The following is a 17318-nucleotide window of genomic DNA, read 5'->3' as shown; positions in this document are numbered from 1 at the left end:
AGGCCGGCGATCCGGATGCGGTGCCGTCGATGCGGGGACGTCAGGCGCGCCCGATCGTGATGTTGACCTCGAGCTCCGTCTCGAACGGCAGCGGCAGTGCGATGCGCTCGGACTCCTCGCTGCCGGAGTCGAGGGACACCGACAGGAACTGGCCGGAGAACGAAACCGACAGCAACCCGCTGAACTCGCGGAACATGCTGCTCAGCTGCGCAACCATCGAACTGCCCTGCAGCTTGACCTCGTCGGTCGCGTTGATGAACGCCTGGTCGACGCCGCGCAGCTTGCCCTCGCCGTCGACCGCGACGAAGCCGCGGCCGTTCTCGTTCTCCTGCAGGACGTTGCCCTCGCGCACATTGCTGGTGAGCCTGCCGGTGCCGCCGGTGACATCGATGTCGACGAAGCCGAGGTCCCCGCGGGTATTGGAGTCGACGCCCTCGATGTGCGCGCCGTACTGGCCGCCACCGTCGAGGATGGTGACCTGCGAAGCGACCGTGGCGCCGTTGTGGCCCTCGTTCCACGGCGTGGTGGCGATGGTGACGCGGGTGCCGTCATCGAGCACGAAGGTCGTCTGCCCCCAGAAGTCGAAGGCATGCTTGCCGTCGACTTCGACGTGCGGGTCGCCCCAGATCCGGTAGTTTTCGCCGGTCGCCTTGTTGTGGATCATCACCTCGTTGTTGTCGTCGGCGGTGATGCGATAGTTGTCGTTCTCGAACTGGACCTTGCCGTCGGCGGTCCGGCTGGTACTGGGGCCTTCGCCGCGCCCGATGCAGCCGCCCGCGGCGATCTGCTGGCTGGCGCCGAGGCTGATGTTGCCGCTGATGAAATCGCCCATCGCTGTCCTCCCGGGATGCGTATCCATGCATGATTCGTGCATGCATTGGAACGCCAGCACCACCGGCCTGCCATCTAGGGCCTGCCCCACTGGGGACAACCCGAGTGCGCCCGCGACGCGCGGTGGCCCGCGCCGGCGCGGCCGACGCCTGCACCGCCTGCAACCGGCGCTGGCACTGCTGCTCGGACTGGTCGCATGCGCCGTCGCGCCTGCAGCGGACCGGAGCGACGACGTGCGTCTCCGCGTCGAGGCCGGCGACGGCGCCTGGCTGGCCTGGGCCGACAACACGCTCCCCGGCCCGGTGGAAGTGATGCTGCGCTCCAGCCGCGACGGCGTCGCGGGCGAGCCGGCACTGCCCGCGCGCGCCACCGTGCCGGCCGACACCAGCGTGCTGGTCGCGCGCGTGCACCAGGGCGCCACGTCGCGTGGCGGCCTCGGGCTGCGCCTGGACATCGTGCCGGGCAGCGTCAACGCCCGTCCGCGCGATTACGAATACCTGTTCCCGCTGCACTTGCCCGAACCACGCGTCGAGCAGGCCTGGGGCGGCAGTTACAGCCACGCTGATGCGGAGAACCGCTATGCGGTGGACTTCGCCGCGCCGCCGGGCACGACCGTGCTTGCCGCGCGCGACGGCGTGGTGCTGCAGGTCGAGATGTCGACGGTGGAGACCCCCGGCCACCATGGCGATGCCAACCTGATCCGCATCCTCCACGACGACGGCGGCATGGCCGTGTATGCCCACCTGGCACCGGACGGTGCGCTGGCCAGGCCGGGACAGCGAGTGCGGCGCGGCCAGCCGATCGGCGTTTCCGGCAACAGCGGCGCCAGCACCGGGCCGCACCTGCACTTCGCTGTGCAGGCCAACCGCGGCATGCACCTGCAGTCGATCCCGTTCCGCATGTTCGGTCCCGGCGGGATCCTGCGCTTCAGCGAACCGGCCGCCGACGCGCATTGAGCCGCCACGGCATTCGCCCGCCGCACTCCAGCGCCTGGCGTTCATCCTGCCCCGGGCCGCTCGCGCCGTCCGTGGCAAAACAGGCTCCCGCCCCCGGCGAACCGTATAATCCGCCCCTCCCCGAATCACCGTCGCGCCATGCAGGCGCCTTTCGCCATGCCTGACGTCGCCGCCGAAGCCGCCCGCCGCCGCACCTTCGCGATCATTTCGCACCCGGACGCGGGCAAGACCACCCTGACCGAGAAGCTGCTGCTGTTCGGCGGCGCCATCCAGATGGCCGGCTCGGTCAAGTCGCGCAAGACCAATCGCCACGCCACCTCCGACTGGATGGCGCTGGAACAGGAGCGCGGCATTTCGGTGACCAGCTCGGTGATGCAGTTCCCCTACGAGGGCCGCATCGTCAACCTGCTCGACACGCCCGGCCACGCCGACTTCGGCGAGGACACCTATCGCGTGCTGACCGCCGTGGACTCGGCGCTGATGGTGATCGACGTGGCCAAGGGCGTCGAAGAGCGCACGATCAAGCTGATGGAGGTATGTCGGATGCGCGACACGCCGATCATGACCTTCATCAACAAGCTCGACCGCGAGGGCCGCGACCCGATCGACCTGCTCGACGAAGTCGAAAGCGTGCTCGGCATCCAGTGCGCGCCGGTGACCTGGCCGATCGGCATGGGCAAGCGGCTGAAGGGCGTGGTGCACCTGGTCAGCGGCGAGGTGCACCTGTACGAACCGGGGCGCAACTTCACCCGCCAGGACTCGACCATTTTTGCCTCGATCGACGACCCGCAGCTCGAAGCGAGGATCGGCGCCAGCATGCTGCGCGAGCTGCGCGACGAGCTGGAGCTGGTGCAGGGCGCCTCGCATCCGTTCGACCTCGAGGCCTACCTCGCCGGCCGGCAGACGCCGGTGTTCTTCGGCTCGGCAGTCAACAACTTCGGTGTGCAGCTGCTGCTGGATTTCTTCGTCCGCCACGCGCCGGCGCCGCGACCCCGGGAAACCACCACGCGCATGGTCGAACCGGCCGAAGCGAAGCTCAGCGGCTTCGTGTTCAAGATCCAGGCCAACATGGACCCGATGCACCGCGACCGCGTCGCGTTCATGCGCGTGTGCTCGGGCCGGTTCGTCGCCGGCATGAAAGCCCTCCACGTGCGCAGCGGCAAGGAGGTCAAGCTGGCCAACGCGCTGACCTTCATGGCCAGCGACCGCGAGATCGCTGCCGAGGCGTTTCCCGGCGACGTGATCGGCATCCACAACCACGGCACGATCTCGATCGGCGACACCTTCACCGAGGGCGAGCCGGTTTCGTTCACCGGCATCCCCAACTTCGCCCCGGAGCTGTTCCGCCGCGCGCGGCTGCGCGACCCGCTGCGGCTCAAGCAGCTGCAGAAGGGGCTGGCGCAGCTCTCCGAGGAAGGCGCCACCCAGTTCTTCCGCCCGCTGATGAGCAATGACCTGATCCTGGGCGCGGTCGGCGTGCTCCAGTTCGACGTGGCCGCGTACCGGCTCAAGGACGAGTACGGGGTGGAAGCGGCGTTCGAGCAGGTGCAGGTGGCGACCGCGCGCTGGATCAAGTGCGACGACGCGAAGAAGCTGGAGGAGTTCCGCGAGAAGAACGCGCTGAACCTGGCCATCGACGGCGCCGGCGAACTGGTCTACCTCGCGCCGACCCGGGTCAACCTGCAGCTGGCGCAGGAGCGCGCACCCGGGGTGGAGTTCATGGCCACGCGCGAGCAGGCGCACATCGTCGCGGCGCGCTGAGGCGCCGCGGCACCGCGACTGCGCGCAGGGCGGGGCGATCGGCCATCTCCCGTGCGCAGGCCAGCGCTGCGCCCGCGTGAGCTTTCTCCGCCGCAGGCACCAGCGAAGCATCGCAATGCCGCTCCGGGGTGCCTGTCGAGCAATTGCTCGGTACGTGCGGCGCATGGTGTGCGGATGCACGCCGTGCCTGCCATCGTCCACGACCCGCGCGAGGAAATCGCCAGCGCGCTGACCCACGGCGTCGGCGCGGCCGCGGCGCTGGCCGGCGGTGCGGTGCTGATCGCGCTGGCGGCGCTGCGCGGCGACGGCTGGCAGCTGACCGCCGCGATCGTGTTCGGTATCTGCCTGCTGCTGCTCTACGTCGCCTCCACGCTGTACCACGCGGTTTCGCACCCGGTGGCCAAGACCCGGCTGAAAGTCTTCGACCACTGCGCGATCTACCTGCTGATCGCCGGCACCTACACCCCGTTCACCCTGGTCGGCCTGCGCGGCACGCTGGGCTGGTCGCTGTTCGCGGCGATCTGGACGCTGGCGCTCTCCGGGGTGGTGTTCAAGCTGTTTTTCACCGGCCGCTTCAAGCTGCTGTCCACGGCGATCTACGTCGCCATGGGCTGGCTGGTGGTCGTGGCGATCAAGCCGGTGATGGCCGCACTCGACAACTGGACGCTGGGCTGGCTGCTGGCGGGCGGCCTGTTCTACACGCTGGGCACGGTGTTCTACCACCGCGAATCGCTGCGCTATTCGCACGCCATCTGGCACCTGTTCTGCATCGGCGGCAGCGTCTGCCACTACGTCGCGGTGATGGCGCAGGTGCTGCCGGCGCGATGAACCGCCACTGAGCATGTTCACCGGCACTTGATCGGCATGCGGCGAAGGTGGCGGCGTGTCCACTCCTTCCCCGCCAACCGCAGGCAAGCGCGCGCGCGACGCCGTCACCGGGCACCCGTGGCGCACGATCGCGGCCGCCGTCGCGCTCGCGCTGGTGGTGCTGGCGCTACTGTGGGACTGGAACTGGTTCAAGGGTCCGGTCGAGCGCGCGGTGGAAGCGCGCACCGGGCGCAGCTTCGAGATCGGCGGCGACCTCGACGTCGACCTCGGCCGCACCACGACGATCCGCGCCCATGCACTGCGGCTGGGCAACGCCGACTGGTCGAAGCAGGCGACGATGGCCAGCGCCGATCGCCTCGAACTCCGGATCCGGCCGTTCGCCCTGCTGCGCGGCGACGTCGTCATCCCGGAGATCCGCCTGACAAGGCCGGACGTGCGCCTGGAAACCGGTCCCGCAGGCGGCGGCAACTGGGATTTCGACATGGCGCCGGGAGACGGCGAACCTGCGCGGCTTCGGAAGGTCTGGATCGACGACGGCCACCTGCGGTTCGTCGATGCCGGCAACAGGACCGACATCCAGGTCGACGTCGCCAGCCGCGCGGCGAAGACGCCGGGCGACGCGCCGCCGGTCGAGGTCGAGGGCGGCGGCAAGTGGGCCGGCAACCGCTTCACGCTGGAAGGCGTGGCCGAGTCGCCGCTGGAACTGCAGAACACCGACAAGCCCTACCGCATCGACCTGCGCGCCGCCGCCGGCGCGACGCGGGCGCACGCGCGCGGCACGCTGGTCAATCCGTTCCGGTTCCGCAATTTCGACCTGCGCATGGCGCTGTCGGGCAAGAACCTCGAGGACCTCTACCCCCTGCTCGGCATTTCGCTGCCGCCGACGCCGCCGTACGCGCTCGATGGCCGCTTCACCCGCGACGGCAACACCTGGCGCTACGAAGGCTTCACCGGCAAGGTCGGCGACAGCGACCTGGGCGGCACCGCGAGCGTGGAGACCGGCGGCGAACGCCCGTTCCTGCGCGCGGACCTGGTGTCGAAGCGGCTGGACTTCGACGACCTGGCCGGCTTCATCGGCGGCGCGCCGCAGGCCGGCGGCGACGAGTCGACGAATCCCGAACTCGCGGCGCTTGCCGCGCAGCGCGACGCCGACCCGAAGCTGTTGCCGGACACGCCGTACAAGCTGGAGAAGCTGCGCGCGATGGACGCCGACGTGCGCCTGAAGGCGCATCGCATCAACGCGCCTTCGCTGCCGCTCGACGACATGGATGCGCACCTGTTCCTCGACGACGGCCTGCTGCGGCTGGAGCCACTGGACTTCGGCGTCGCCGGCGGCGACATCCGCTCCACCATCCGCATGGACGCGCGCGAGAAAACCATCCGCACCCGCGCCGATGTCACCGCGAAAGGACTCAACCTGGGCGAACTGTTCCCGGACGCGAAGCTCACCGACGACGCGATCGGCAAGATCGGCGGCAAGGTCGCGATCACCGGCACCGGCAATTCGATCGCGCAGATGCTCGGCAGCGCCGACGGCGACATCGCGCTGGGCATGGGCCGCGGGCAGATCAGCAACCTGCTGATGGAACTGGCCGGCATCGACATCTACGAGTCGCTGAAATTCCTGATCGGCAAGGACCACAAAGTGCCGATCCGCTGCGCGTTCGGCGACTTCGGCGTCAAGGACGGGCTGATGACTTCGCGCGCGCTGGCGTTCGACACCACCGACACGATCATCGTCGGCGAGGGCAAGGTGAACCTGCGCGACGAAACCCTCGACCTGCTGCTCAAGCCGCGGCCGAAGGATCGCAGCATCCTGACGCTGCGCTCGCCGCTGGTGGTGGACGGGACGTTCAAGGATCCCTCGTTCCGGCCCGACTTCAAGCGCCTCGGCCTGCGCGGCGCGATCGCGGTCGCGCTTGGCAGCATCGCGCCGCCGGCGGCGCTGCTGGCCACCATCGACCTTGGCGGCGGCAAGGACAGCAACTGCGGTGGCCACTACGCGAAGTGAGTGCGCGACCGCTGGCGATCACCGACAGTTGACCTTGCCACGACGACAATCGGGGACCCGCTCCGGAGACCGCCATGCGCAAGTCCTCCACCACCCTCGCGGCCGCGCTGCTGTTCGGCTGCCTCGCGGCCTGCGGCGACCACGGCGCCGCGACGCCTGAACTCCCCGCCGGAGCCCAGGCGGCCTCCGGACAGGCGCCGGAGAACGCCAACCAGGACGGCGATGCCGTCGCACGCTATGCCTGCCAGGGCGACACCGAAGTCGTCCTGCTCGACAAGGGCGTGGCCCGCGTGTCGTTGCCCGGTGGCGAACGCCATACGCTGGAGCGGGTTGCCAACAGCGACCCGAAGGTCTATGCGGGCGATTCGCTGTACCTCACCCTCGGCACAGGGAACGCGCACCTGTCACAGCAGGATGGCACGCGCGAACTGGCCTGCACCCTCGACGCGACCGCGGGCTGATCGCGTAAGTCGCGGGCATCGCCTGCCGGCTAAGAAGCGATGTAGCGCTGCAACTGGTCCAGCTCGTGCCGCTGGTCCTCGATCACGGCCTTGACCAGGTCGCCGATCGAGACCACGCCGAGCACCGCGTCATGGTCGAGTACCGGCAGGTGGCGGATGCGGCGTTCGGTGACGATCTGCATGCAGCGTTCGGCGGTGTCGTCCAGGCCGACGCTGATGACCTGCGCGGTCATGATGTCGCGCACCGGGGTGTCGGAAGACGAGCGGCCCTGCAGGACCACCTTGCGCGCGTAGTCACGCTCGGAAAGGATGCCGGCCAGGTGGCCCCCCTGCATCACCAGCACCGCGCCGATGCCTTTTGCCGCCATCAGCCGGATCGCCTCGATCACCGGCACGTCCGGACCGATCGCGAAGACCTCAGGCGCCTTGCCTTCCAGCAGGTGTCGTACGGTACGCATGGGACTCTCCCTCGCCATGGACACGGCCCGAGGATACCTCCAACCCCGGGCGCCAGCTATCGACCAGGTACAGCGGCCGCTGCTTGGATTCCTCGTACAGGCGGCCGAGGTACTCGCCGATCATCCCCAGCGCGACCAGCTGCACGCCGCCGAGGAACAGGATCACCGCCATCATGCTCGGATAGCCGGCCACGTCGTCGCCCCACAGCAGCGCCTTGGCCACGACCCACAGCGCATAGACGAACGCCAGCAGCGCGGTCAGCACGCCAAGGTAGGTAGCCAGCCGCAGCGGCACGGTGGAAAAGCTGGTGATGCCCTCCAGCGCGAAATTCCACAGCCGCCAGAGGCTGAACTTGCTCTTCCCGGCCAGCCGCGGCTCGCGGTGGTAGGCGATCGAAACGCGTTCGAACCCGACCCAGCCGAACAGCCCCTTCATGAACCGGTGCCGCTCGCGCAGCTGCCGCAGCGCCGCCAGCGCCCGCGGGGACAGCAGCCGGAAGTCGCCGGTGTCGGCGGGGATCGGCGTCTTCGACAGTCGCTGCATCACCCGGTAGAAGGCGTGCGCCGTGGTCTTCTTCAGCCAGGTCTCGCCCTCGCGGCCGACGCGCGTGCCGTGCACGTCGTCGTAGCCCTCGCGCCACTTGGCCACGAACTGCGGAATCAGTTCCGGCGGATCCTGGCCGTCGGCGTCGAGGATCATGGCCGCGCCCTGCTCGACCCGGTCCAGGCCGGCGGTCAGCGCGGCCTCCTTGCCGAAGTTGCGCGACAGCCGCAGCAGCGACACCCGCGCGTCGCCGTTGGCGATCCCGCGCATCACGTCCCAGGTGCCGTCACGGCTGCCGTCGTCGACGTACAGCACGCGACCGTCCACGTCGCCCTGCAGCCCGTCCAGCACTGCCGCGATGCGCGGGTGCAGCGACGGCAACGCCTCGGCCTCGTTGAAGGCGGCGACGACGATGGTGAGCGGGTCGCGGTCGGCGGCACGGCTGGTCATGGCGGCATGGTAGCCGACCCGATCCCCGCCATGACCCGCCCGCAAAGGACACGCGGAACCGCATGCCTGGGCTGCGCCCCCGCCGCCCAGGCGGGCGGACATGCAGCAAGCGACAGCGGGAACGCGACCGCCGGCGCGCGCTTCGACCCGGGCGCATCCGCGGCGGCGCCGGGGCGATCCCGGCCCGCTTCGTCAGTCCAGTGTGTCGAGGTACGCAGTGCCGCCGATCCGGTGCACGTTGCGTTCGATCCAGCGCGCGCGCCGCTGCACGTACGGCCCCGGCCGCGCCGCGCTGTAGCGCTTCGGGTTGGGCAGCACCGCGGCCAGCGTGGCGCTCTGCGCCGGCGACAGCCGCGCGGCGTCCTTGCGCCAGAAGCTGCGGGCGGCGGCCTGCGCACCGTAGATCCCGTCGCCGAACTCGGCGACGTTGGCGTACACCTCGAGGATGCGCGACTTCGGCCAAAGCGCTTCGATCAGCAGCGTGTACCAGGCCTCGACGCCCTTGCGCACCCAGCGCGACGCCCGGCTCCGCCCGCTCCACAGGAACAGGTTCTTGGCCAGCTGCTGGCTGATCGTGCTGGCGCCGCGCACCTTGCGCCCGCGTGCATTGCTCGCGCGCGCCTTCTCGATCGCCGCGAAGTCGAAACCGTCGTGGCGGGCGAAGTTCTGGTCTTCGGCGGCCACCAGCGATACCGGCAGGCTGGCGGCGATCTGGTCCAGGTCGCGCCAGTCGTAGGTGATGCGGAAGCCCCAGTTGCCGTCGCCCCAGGCCTGCAGTTGGCGCGCCGCCATGAACGCGGTGAACGGCGGATCGACGAAGCGCAGCGCCAGCACTTGCAGCACGCTCAGCGCGAGCAGCAGCAGCGGCAGTTTCCACAGCCAGCGCAGCCAGCGACGACGTCGTGATCCGGCGGTCATGCAGGTGTCCCCTGCCCCGGCAGCAGCCTGGGCCAACCCGCCCAATGGTAACCTTGAAGCCTCCTCGACCGCACGGTTTTGCCCTTGGAAGCGCCCGCACAAGCACGCATCGCCGAACTCGTCGCGCAGGCCGAACAGCTGGCCCAGCGCGGCCAGTCCGATGCAGCGCTGTCGTGCTGGCAGCAGGTCCTGGCGCTGCAGCCCGGGCACGCACTGGCATCGAACCATCTTGGCGCGCACGCGATGGCGCGCGGCGACATCGCCGCGGCGAAGCAGCTGTTCGAGAACGCGATCGCATCCGATCCCGCGCTCGCGATCGCGCACGCCAACCTGTCCCGCCTGCACTCGGCGCAGGGCAACGCGGGCGCGGCGCTCGAACAGATCGAACTGGCCATCCGCGCCGACCCGCTGGCCTGGGGCGCGCACATGGAGCGGGCACGCCTGCTGCAGGCTGCCGGACGCGTGCGCGAGGCCGCGATGTCGTGGAGCAACGCGCTGGCCTACATGCCCGAGCCGGTATCGCGCGCGCCGCACATGCAACCGTGGATCGAACAGGCCCGCACGGCGATCAGCGAGAACCAGGCACAGCTGTACGCACACCTGCGCGAGCGCGTGCAGCCACTGATGGGCAACAGCGAGCGGCGCGAACTGCAGCGCTTCGAACACTGCCTGGACATCGTCTCCGGTCGCCGCCCGTTCGTGACCGCGCGCCCGCTGATGCTGCCGTTCCCGCGCCTGCCGGCGATTCCCTTCTTCGAACGCGAGGATTACCCGTGGGTCGCGGAGGTGGAAGCGGCCTTCCCGGCGATGCTGGAAGAACTCCAGGGCGTACTCGCCAGCCAGCAGGCCTTCGAGCCCTACGTGAAGACCACGCCGGGCGAACCGCCTGCGCAGTTCGCCGCGCTCGACCACAACCTCGACTGGGGCGCCTATTTCCTGTGGAAGGACGGCATGCGGATCGACGCGCATGCGGACCTGTGCCCGCGCACCGAAGCGGCACTCGCGCGCGCGCCGCAGAACACGGTGCCGGGCCGGGCACCGGTGGCGTTCTATTCGGCGCTCAAGCCGGGCACCCACATCCCGCCGCACAACGGCGCGACCAACACCCGCCTGACCGTGCACATGCCGCTGATCATCCCGCCCGACTGCGCGCTGCGCGTGGGCGACGAAACCCGTGCCTGGGAGCCGGGCAAGCTGCTGATGTTCGACGACACCATCCGCCACGAAGCCTGGAACTACAGCGACCGGCTGCGGGTGGTGCTGATCTTCGACGTCTGGCACCCGATGCTGACCGAACTCGAACGCGAACTGGTGTCGCAGACCGTGCAGGGCATGCTGTCCTACTACGGCAGCGACGCCGACCTCGGCGAACTGTGAGCCCCATGACCGTGAACGCCAGCGCCGACGACGGCGACCACCTGACCCGTTTCCTGCTCGACCGCGCCGGCGTTCGCGGCGTGCACGTGCACCTGGGCGACAGCTGGACGCAGATCCGCAGCCGCGACGACTACCCGCTGGCGGTGGCCGAACTGCTGGGCGAGGCCACCGCGGCCGCGGCCTTGTTCACCGGCCACGCCAAGATCGACGGCCGCCTGTCGGTGCAGCTGCGCGGGCAGGGGCGGCTGCGCACCCTGTTCGCCGAGTGCACGGCGGCGGGAACCCTGCGCGGCATCGCCCAACTGGCCGAGGGCGACGTTTCCCCGGTTTCACGCGACCTGCGCGAACTGGGCGCCGGCGCGATGCTGGCGATCACCATCGAAAGCCGCAGCGCGGCCGGGCGCGAGCCGATGCGCTACCAGGGCATCGTGGCGCTGGAGGCCGACTCCCTGGCCGCCGCGTTCGAACAGTACTTCCGGCAGTCCGAGCAGCTCCCCACCCGGCTGCTGCTCGCGGCCGACGAACAGCAGGCCGCGGGCCTGATGCTGCAGAAGCTGCCCGGCGACGAAGGCGACGAGGACGGCTGGAACCGTGCCAGCGCGCTGTTCGACACCCTCAAGCCCGGCGAGTTGCTGCAGTGGCCGGTGCAGACCCTGCTGGCGCGTTTGTTCCATGAAGACGGGGTCCGCCTGCTCGGTGACAAGCCGCTGCGCTTTGCCTGCTCCTGCTCGCGCGAACGGGTGGCGGCGATGCTGGAGTCGCTGGGTCCCGACGAGGCCCGGGCGGCGGTCATCGGCGGGAGCGCCCACGTCCGCTGCGAGTTCTGCGGCCAGGCCTACGAGTTCACGGGCGACGAGGTCGACGCCCTGTTCAGCCGCACCGGCCCGGAAATCGGGGCACCCGGTGCACTTCAGTAAACGGAAAGGCTCGGGGGATTGTTAAAGAAACATAAACCGGATAGAGTCAAGAGCCCCGCCACTGCGGGAACTTCGATCAGCAAAAGGGGTCGATTCCAAGCTCATGCGACTGCGCCTCGTCCAACTGTCGATCGTCCTCGTGCTCGCCCTCGGCGCGGCACCGGGCGCGTTCGCGCAGTCGAAGGCGGGCTCGACCAGCACTTCGGCCAATACCGCGGTGCTTCCGGTCATCTACAGTGATTCGGGCAACGGCAACAAGGTCGGCGCCTATCTGCTGCTGGAGCCGACCGACAATCCGCAGACCGGCGCACGCTGGCGCTTCGGCGGCAAGAACGAACTCGACGCGGCGTTCGGCCTCGATGCCGGCGATTCGCTGGCCCTGCTGTGCAGTGGCAAGAGCGGCATCGGCAGCGCGCTTTCCAGCCTGGTCAACAACTGCAAGCTCGGCTCGATCAGCGACGATGGCGACGATGGCAGCCACCACGCCAGCGCCACGGCCGCGCTGAGCAGGCCCGGCGGCAGCGTCGGCATCACCGCCGGCAAGGGCAAGGCAAGGCTGCCGGCGTGGCTTACGCCCAATGCCGGCCGCGCGGGCGACATCAACATCAACGACCTCACGGTCTTCGCCCAGAAGAACATCGGCCGCGAAGGCACGGTATCGATCGCTGGCACCATGGCCAAGGCGCAGCTGATCCCCAGCGGCGACATCCCCGCCGGCCTTGCCGACAACTGGGACAGCAAGACCCTGTCGATCGGCGGTGCCTACGGCGCATTCGGCGCGAGCATCATCGGGCAGGTCGTCAGCACCCCCGGCCAGCAGCAGTGGGAGGGCCTCGGCATCGGCCTGACCTGGCGCACGCCCTGGAGCGGGCAGCTCACGATCGGCGCCGACAACCTGGTGACCCGGGGCAAGAACCCGTTCTCGCCGAGCTCCGATGCCAAGCAGGACGAGGGCGCCATCCCCTACGTTCGCTACGAGCAGGATCTCTGATCCGCGCCGGCCTGTTGCCGGCAACGCGGCACCCCGCAGCCCCCGCGGTTCCCCGAAGCCATCCGATAGGCATCGCCATTGCGGGCCGCTAACCTTGCCCGGATGACGACACCGCATTCCCCAACCCCCGCCCGCGAGGCGGCAAGCGCCCTGGCACTTGGTCGCGAGCAGGCCTCGCGGGGCGATTTCGACGGTGCGCGCCGCAGTTTCGAGCACGCAACGCGGCTCGACCCGGGCCAGTTTGACGCCTGGTTCCTGCTCGGCATCACGCATATGCGTGACGAACGCCGGCTCGAAGCCCTGCCCGCCCTGCGCCAGGCGCATCGGCTGCAGCCCGGGCAGGTCGACGCAACGCGCGCACTGGCCGACGCGGAGTTCTACGCCGGCACGCCCGGCGATGCCCTGCCCCTGTGGCAGGCGGTGGTTGCGGCGCGGCCGGGCGATGTCGACGCCAGGCTCAAGCTGGGCGAGACGCTCAACCGCCTGGGCCTGCTCGGTGACGAGATCGCCAACTACCTGGACGCACTGGCATTGCTCCCGGAATCGGCGGACATCTGGATGGCCCTCGCCCAGGCGCACGAGGACGGTGGCGACCGGGACGAGGCGCTCCATGCCTACCGCCAGGCGCTGCGTTTCCGGCCGGGCTGGGCCACGCCGCTGGGCGGGCTGCTGGCCCTGCAGCGCAAGGCCCCGCCCGCCGAACTGGTGGAGCAGGCGATGGCTTTCCAGGCCCGCCATGATCTTCCCGACCGCGACCGCGCATTGCTTGGCTACGCGCTGGGCAAGATCCACGACAGCCGCGGCATGCACGCAGCCGCCATGGCCAGCTGGCACGATGCAAACGCCGCGCGGCGGCGAACGAACGGCCAGTACGACCAAGCCCATGCTGAAGCGGCAACCCGGCACCTGATCGACACGTTCGACGCCCGCTTCTTCACGCGCCCGGGCGCCGCCGTCGGCAGCCTGGACGAACGGCCGGTGTTCGTGGTCGGGATGCCGCGCAGCGGCACTACGCTCACCGAGCAGATCATCGCGATGCACTCGCAGGCCCACGGCTGCGGAGAACTGCCGGACCTGCCGCTGCTGGTCAAGACGCTGGGCAACGACTGGCCGGGTAATGCGGCCGGAACAGGGCGTTCATTCCTCGAGGAGCGAGCCGCGCGCTACCTCGAAGCCGCATCGAGGCAGGCGCCCGATACCGCGCTGCGCCTGGTCGACAAATCGCCGCTGAACTACTTCAACCTCGGCCTGGCCGCGATGCTGTTCCCCCGCGCCCGCGTCATCTGGTGCCGCCGCGATCCGCGCGACATCGCGCTGTCCATCTACAGCGAGAACTTCGCGCTCGATGCACGGTTCGCCACCGACCTCGAAGCCATCGCGCATTCCATCGCCCTGCAGACGCGGCTGATGCGCCACTGGCAATCCGCGCTGCCGCTGCCCATCCACGAGCTGCAGTACGAGGCGCTGGTCGAATCTCCGGAATCCCAGGCCCGGGCCCTGGTCGCCTTCCTCGGCCTGCCATGGGAAAGCGGCTGCCTCCAGTTCCACCGCAGCAACCGCGCCGTGCAGACGCCGAGCCGCTGGCAGGTGCGCGAACCGATCCACGGACGCTCCGCGGGGCGCTGGCGCCACTACGCCAACAGCCTGCCCGGCTTCGACCCGGACTCGTTTCCCGGCGCGGCCGCGGATCGCCCCGGCTGAATCGGGCGTCGATTCCGGCCAGGGAAGGCCCGGATAGCCGCAATCCGTTGTTGCGGCCGCCATCCCGGAACGGGCCGGATCGATGGCGCAGGATTCCCCATTACGTTCGAAATGGCAGTCGGCCGGGCGCGATCGGACGGGCACGGCCCTCCCCGGTGACGACCGCCGCGCCAGGTTTCCCCATCTTCTTGATTGGCAAGAAGATGGATCCGCCCACGATCCCTCGCATACGGTCGCGTACTGAACGCGACCCCCTGCCTGCACGCCAATTTTCCTGTTTGTTAACGACACTTTAATTTTCCGGCGGGCGGGGATACTATCGGCGACAGCCTTGCCGGCTTTGGTGTCTTTTTTGACGTCACCGGGGAGGTTCCCATGGGTTTTCCCGAGCACTCTACGTTTGGAGAGAGAGATGACGTTCAAGACCACCAAGCTCCGCGACGCGATCACCTTCGCGCTCGTTGCGGGCGTCACCGGTATCGCCGGCACCGGTGTTGCGTTCGCGCAGGATCAGGACCAGAGCGAGACCACTGCTGCTGCCGACACCACCACCCTCGACCGCATCGAAGTCACCGGCTCGCGCCTGAAGCGCGCCGAGATCGAAGGCGCCATGCCGGTCACCGTGATCGACCGCGCCACGATCGACGCCAGCGGCGAAGTGTCCGTCGCCGACTACCTGCGTACCACCAACTTCAACTCGGTCGGCCAGTTCCGCCCGCAGTCGGGTAGCTCGGCCCAGGCCGGCGCGTTCGCCGACCTGCGCGGCCTCGGCGGCCAGCGCACCCTGGTCCTGATCGACGGCCACCGCGCGCCGAAGGCACCGTTCGCCGCCGGCGCCGGTACCGACCTCAACGCCATCCCGCTGGCGGCCGTGGAGCGCATCGAAGTGCTCACCGACGGCGCCTCGGCGATCTACGGTGCCGACGCGGTCGGCGGCGTGATCAACCTGATCCTGCGCAAGGACTACAACGGCGCGCAGGTCACCGTCGGCCATTCGAGCCCGAAGTGGGGCCCGACCGATGAAGCCTCGATCCTGTTCGGCGTCAGCGGCGACCGCGGCCACATCGTCGGTGGCTTCTCGCACAACCGTCGCGCGATGATCTACACCAACAGCCGTCCGTGGGGCGGCGAGCTCGGTGCCAGCACGTACGGCAACAACTACGTGTCGATCGACGCCAACGGCAACCGCGTCAACCACAACTACGTCACGATCAACCCCGCCACCGGCAAGCGCATCGACGTCTACGACGCGGTCCCGGGCGGCTGCACCAACGACAACTTCTACATCAGCCCGACCAACGGCCGCTGCGTGTACGACTTCAACGCCGTTGCGGCGGACGAAGCCAGCTACGGCAACAAGGCGTTCTTCCTGAACGGCGAAGTGCAGATCAATGACGACTGGTCGACCTACTTCAGCACCAACGTCACCAACGCCAAGAGCTTCGGCCGCTACGCGCCGACCCCGGGCATCGTGAAGGTCGCCCCGAACACCGTGCAGAACCTCGGTCCGGCCGGTTCCACCATGTACCTGTACCACCGCTTCGCCGCCGCGGGCAACCGCGACAACGAGACCAACGCCAACGTCTACGACGTCATGCTCGGCTTCCGCGGCACGGTCAACGACACCATCGACATCGATGCCGGCGTTCGCTACAACACCTACCGCTACGACGAGTTCGGCAAGAACTACATCGTCGGCTCGCTGGCCGCGCAGGCGATCAACGACGGCAGCTACAACATCTTCGATCCGGGCGCCACGCCGGTCGACGTGCTGAACTCCATCAAGGCCACGATCACCCGCAACAGCACCTTCACCACCAAGGAAGCCTTCGGCAACGTCACCTTCAACGACCTGTTCGAAATGGGCGGCGGCAGCGCCGGCCTGGTCGTCGGTGGCGAGTTCCGCAAGGAAGACTACGCCGACATCTACGACTCGCTGTCCTCGGCGGGCGTGATCCTCGGCAGCTCCGGCGCCTCCTCGGGCGGCGGTCGCGAGGTGAGCTCGGTCTATGCGGAAATGCTGCTGCCGTTCACCTCCACCCTCGAGGCCGACATCGCCGGCCGCTACGAGAAGTACTCGGACTACGGCAACAACTTCGCCCCGAAGGTCGCGCTGCGCTGGCACCCGATCGACAGCCTGACCCTGCGTGGTTCGGTGGGCCGCGGCTTCGTCGCCCCGACCCTGGACATCATCACCCAGGAAACAGCGTTCTCGGCCGACTCGATCGTCGATCCGGCCACCTGCGCCTTCCAGGGCTACAGCAGCACCGACGCGTGTGACCTGGCCGGCGGCGTCCAGGTTGACTCCTACCGCGAGAAGGCCGAGGGCCTGGGCGCGGAGAAGTCGACCCAGTACTCGTTCGGCGTGGTCTGGGATGCGACCGACTGGCTGAACCTGACGGTCGACTACTGGAACATCAAGATCGAGGACCGCATCGCGTATTACAGCTCGCAGAAGCTGGTCAACATCGACAACGGCGACGATACCAGCCCGATGCCGGGCGCGCCGTGCTCGCTGACCCGCGATCCGGGCTTCGACAACGCGGTGGTCGAGATCCACAACTGCTACTTCAACCAGGGCGAGGTCAAGACCGACGGCGTGGACCTGGCGGTCCGCACCAACTTCGACCTCGGCGGTGCCGGCAAGCTGAGCAACGTGCTGCAGGCCAGCTGGCAGAACAAGTACACGATCGATGGCGGTGAAGACCAGGTCGGGACGCAGGGCTTCCCGTCCACCCGCGTGACGTTGAACAACCAGTGGAGCCGTGGCGACTGGGGCGTGGGCTACATCGCGCGCTACATCGGCTCCAACGGCAGCGGCTCGAGCTCCACCGACAGCTACCTCACGCATGACCTCCAGGCCAGCGTGGAACTGCCGTGGAACGCGAAGTTCACGATCGGCGTCAACAACGTGACCGACAAGATGCCCGAGCTGATCGGCTACGACGGTCGTCCGTTCAACTTCTACCTGTACGACGCCTACGGCCGCACGCCGTACGCCCGTTACGAACAGCGTTTCTGATCTGTTCGCAACATTGCAATGATTGGAGGGGCCTTCGGGCCCCTCTTTTTTTGTCCGCTCCCGCAGGCCGGGGCTACGCCCCGACGCTTCAT

14 protein-coding genes are annotated in these 17318 nt (G+C 68.9%); 10 read left to right on the top strand and 4 right to left on the bottom strand.

Annotated elements, in window-relative coordinates; all coding sequences use genetic code 11:
• Positions 1-40: 40 nt before the first annotated feature.
• Positions 41-832, bottom strand: coding sequence for a DUF1521 domain-containing protein (locus tag H570_RS19050; RefSeq protein WP_051175963.1), 792 nt, complete (start codon positions 830-832; stop codon positions 41-43).
• 40 nt (positions 833-872) lie between these two features.
• Here H570_RS19050 and H570_RS15895 point away from each other — a divergent pair, with 40 nt between their 5' ends.
• The 5 genes from H570_RS15895 (at position 873) to H570_RS0101525 (ending at position 6848) form a co-directional block, all read left to right on the top strand.
• The gene (locus H570_RS15895) at positions 873-1787 is read left to right on the top strand and encodes a M23 family metallopeptidase (RefSeq protein WP_169447718.1); all 915 of its coding nucleotides are present in this window, start codon (positions 873-875) and stop codon (positions 1785-1787) included.
• A gap of 156 nt (positions 1788-1943) precedes the next feature.
• Entirely contained in the window at positions 1944-3548 is a 1605-nt protein-coding gene (locus H570_RS0101540) for a peptide chain release factor 3 (RefSeq protein WP_027079214.1), read from the top strand.
• A gap of 183 nt (positions 3549-3731) precedes the next feature.
• The gene (trhA, locus tag H570_RS0101535) at positions 3732-4376 is read left to right on the top strand and encodes a PAQR family membrane homeostasis protein TrhA (protein WP_425411534.1); all 645 of its coding nucleotides are present in this window, start codon (positions 3732-3734) and stop codon (positions 4374-4376) included.
• Positions 4377-4431: 55 nt separating this feature from the next.
• A complete protein-coding gene (locus tag H570_RS0101530; protein ID WP_027079212.1) occupies positions 4432-6387 on the top strand; it encodes an AsmA family protein in 1956 nt (651 codons plus the stop codon).
• Between the two features lie 74 nt (positions 6388-6461).
• Positions 6462-6848: a hypothetical protein gene (locus H570_RS0101525; RefSeq protein ID WP_027079211.1), complete on the top strand. Its 387-nt coding sequence runs from the start codon at positions 6462-6464 to the stop codon at positions 6846-6848.
• 29 nt (positions 6849-6877) lie between these two features.
• Here H570_RS0101525 and H570_RS0101520 read toward each other — a convergent pair whose 3' ends face one another.
• The 3 genes from H570_RS0101520 to mtgA form a co-directional block, all read right to left on the bottom strand.
• Positions 6878-7306, bottom strand: coding sequence for a CBS domain-containing protein (locus H570_RS0101520; RefSeq protein ID WP_027079210.1), 429 nt, complete (start codon positions 7304-7306; stop codon positions 6878-6880).
• Positions 7266-8300 carry a glycosyltransferase family 2 protein gene (locus H570_RS0101515; RefSeq protein WP_027079209.1) on the bottom strand — a complete coding sequence of 345 codons (1035 nt, stop codon included), beginning with the start codon at positions 8298-8300 and terminating at the stop codon, positions 7266-7268. The genes H570_RS0101520 and H570_RS0101515 overlap by 41 nt, the downstream gene beginning before the upstream one ends.
• 192 nt (positions 8301-8492) lie before the next feature.
• A complete protein-coding gene (gene mtgA / locus H570_RS0101510) occupies positions 8493-9218 on the bottom strand; it encodes a monofunctional biosynthetic peptidoglycan transglycosylase (RefSeq protein ID WP_027079208.1) in 726 nt (241 codons plus the stop codon).
• Positions 9219-9302: 84 nt separating this feature from the next.
• Here mtgA and H570_RS15890 point away from each other — a divergent pair, with 84 nt between their 5' ends.
• The 5 genes from H570_RS15890 (at position 9303) to H570_RS0101485 (ending at position 17226) form a co-directional block, all read left to right on the top strand.
• Positions 9303-10595, top strand: coding sequence for an aspartyl/asparaginyl beta-hydroxylase domain-containing protein (locus H570_RS15890; RefSeq protein WP_051175961.1), 1293 nt, complete (start codon positions 9303-9305; stop codon positions 10593-10595).
• Positions 10596-10600: 5 nt separating this feature from the next.
• Complete coding sequence (gene hslO / locus H570_RS15885; RefSeq protein WP_051175960.1) at positions 10601-11512, top strand: Hsp33 family molecular chaperone HslO; 912 nt, start codon at positions 10601-10603, stop codon at positions 11510-11512.
• Between the two features lie 139 nt (positions 11513-11651).
• Positions 11652-12503 carry an XOO1806 family protein gene (locus H570_RS0101495; protein ID WP_027079207.1) on the top strand — a complete coding sequence of 284 codons (852 nt, stop codon included), beginning with the start codon at positions 11652-11654 and terminating at the stop codon, positions 12501-12503.
• 102 nt (positions 12504-12605) lie between these two features.
• A complete protein-coding gene (locus H570_RS17975) occupies positions 12606-14204 on the top strand; it encodes a tetratricopeptide repeat-containing sulfotransferase family protein (protein ID WP_051175959.1) in 1599 nt (532 codons plus the stop codon).
• A 412-nt stretch (positions 14205-14616) separates the two neighbouring features.
• Positions 14617-17226: a TonB-dependent receptor gene (locus H570_RS0101485; RefSeq protein ID WP_027079206.1), complete on the top strand. Its 2610-nt coding sequence runs from the start codon at positions 14617-14619 to the stop codon at positions 17224-17226.
• Positions 17227-17318: the final 92 nt, after the last annotated feature.

The sequence above is a fragment of the Luteimonas mephitis DSM 12574 genome, assembly GCF_000422305.1.
Classification (GTDB): domain Bacteria; phylum Pseudomonadota; class Gammaproteobacteria; order Xanthomonadales; family Xanthomonadaceae; genus Luteimonas; species Luteimonas mephitis.
Note: the sequence above shows the minus strand (reverse complement) of the source record. Positions and strands in the feature narration are given on the sequence as shown.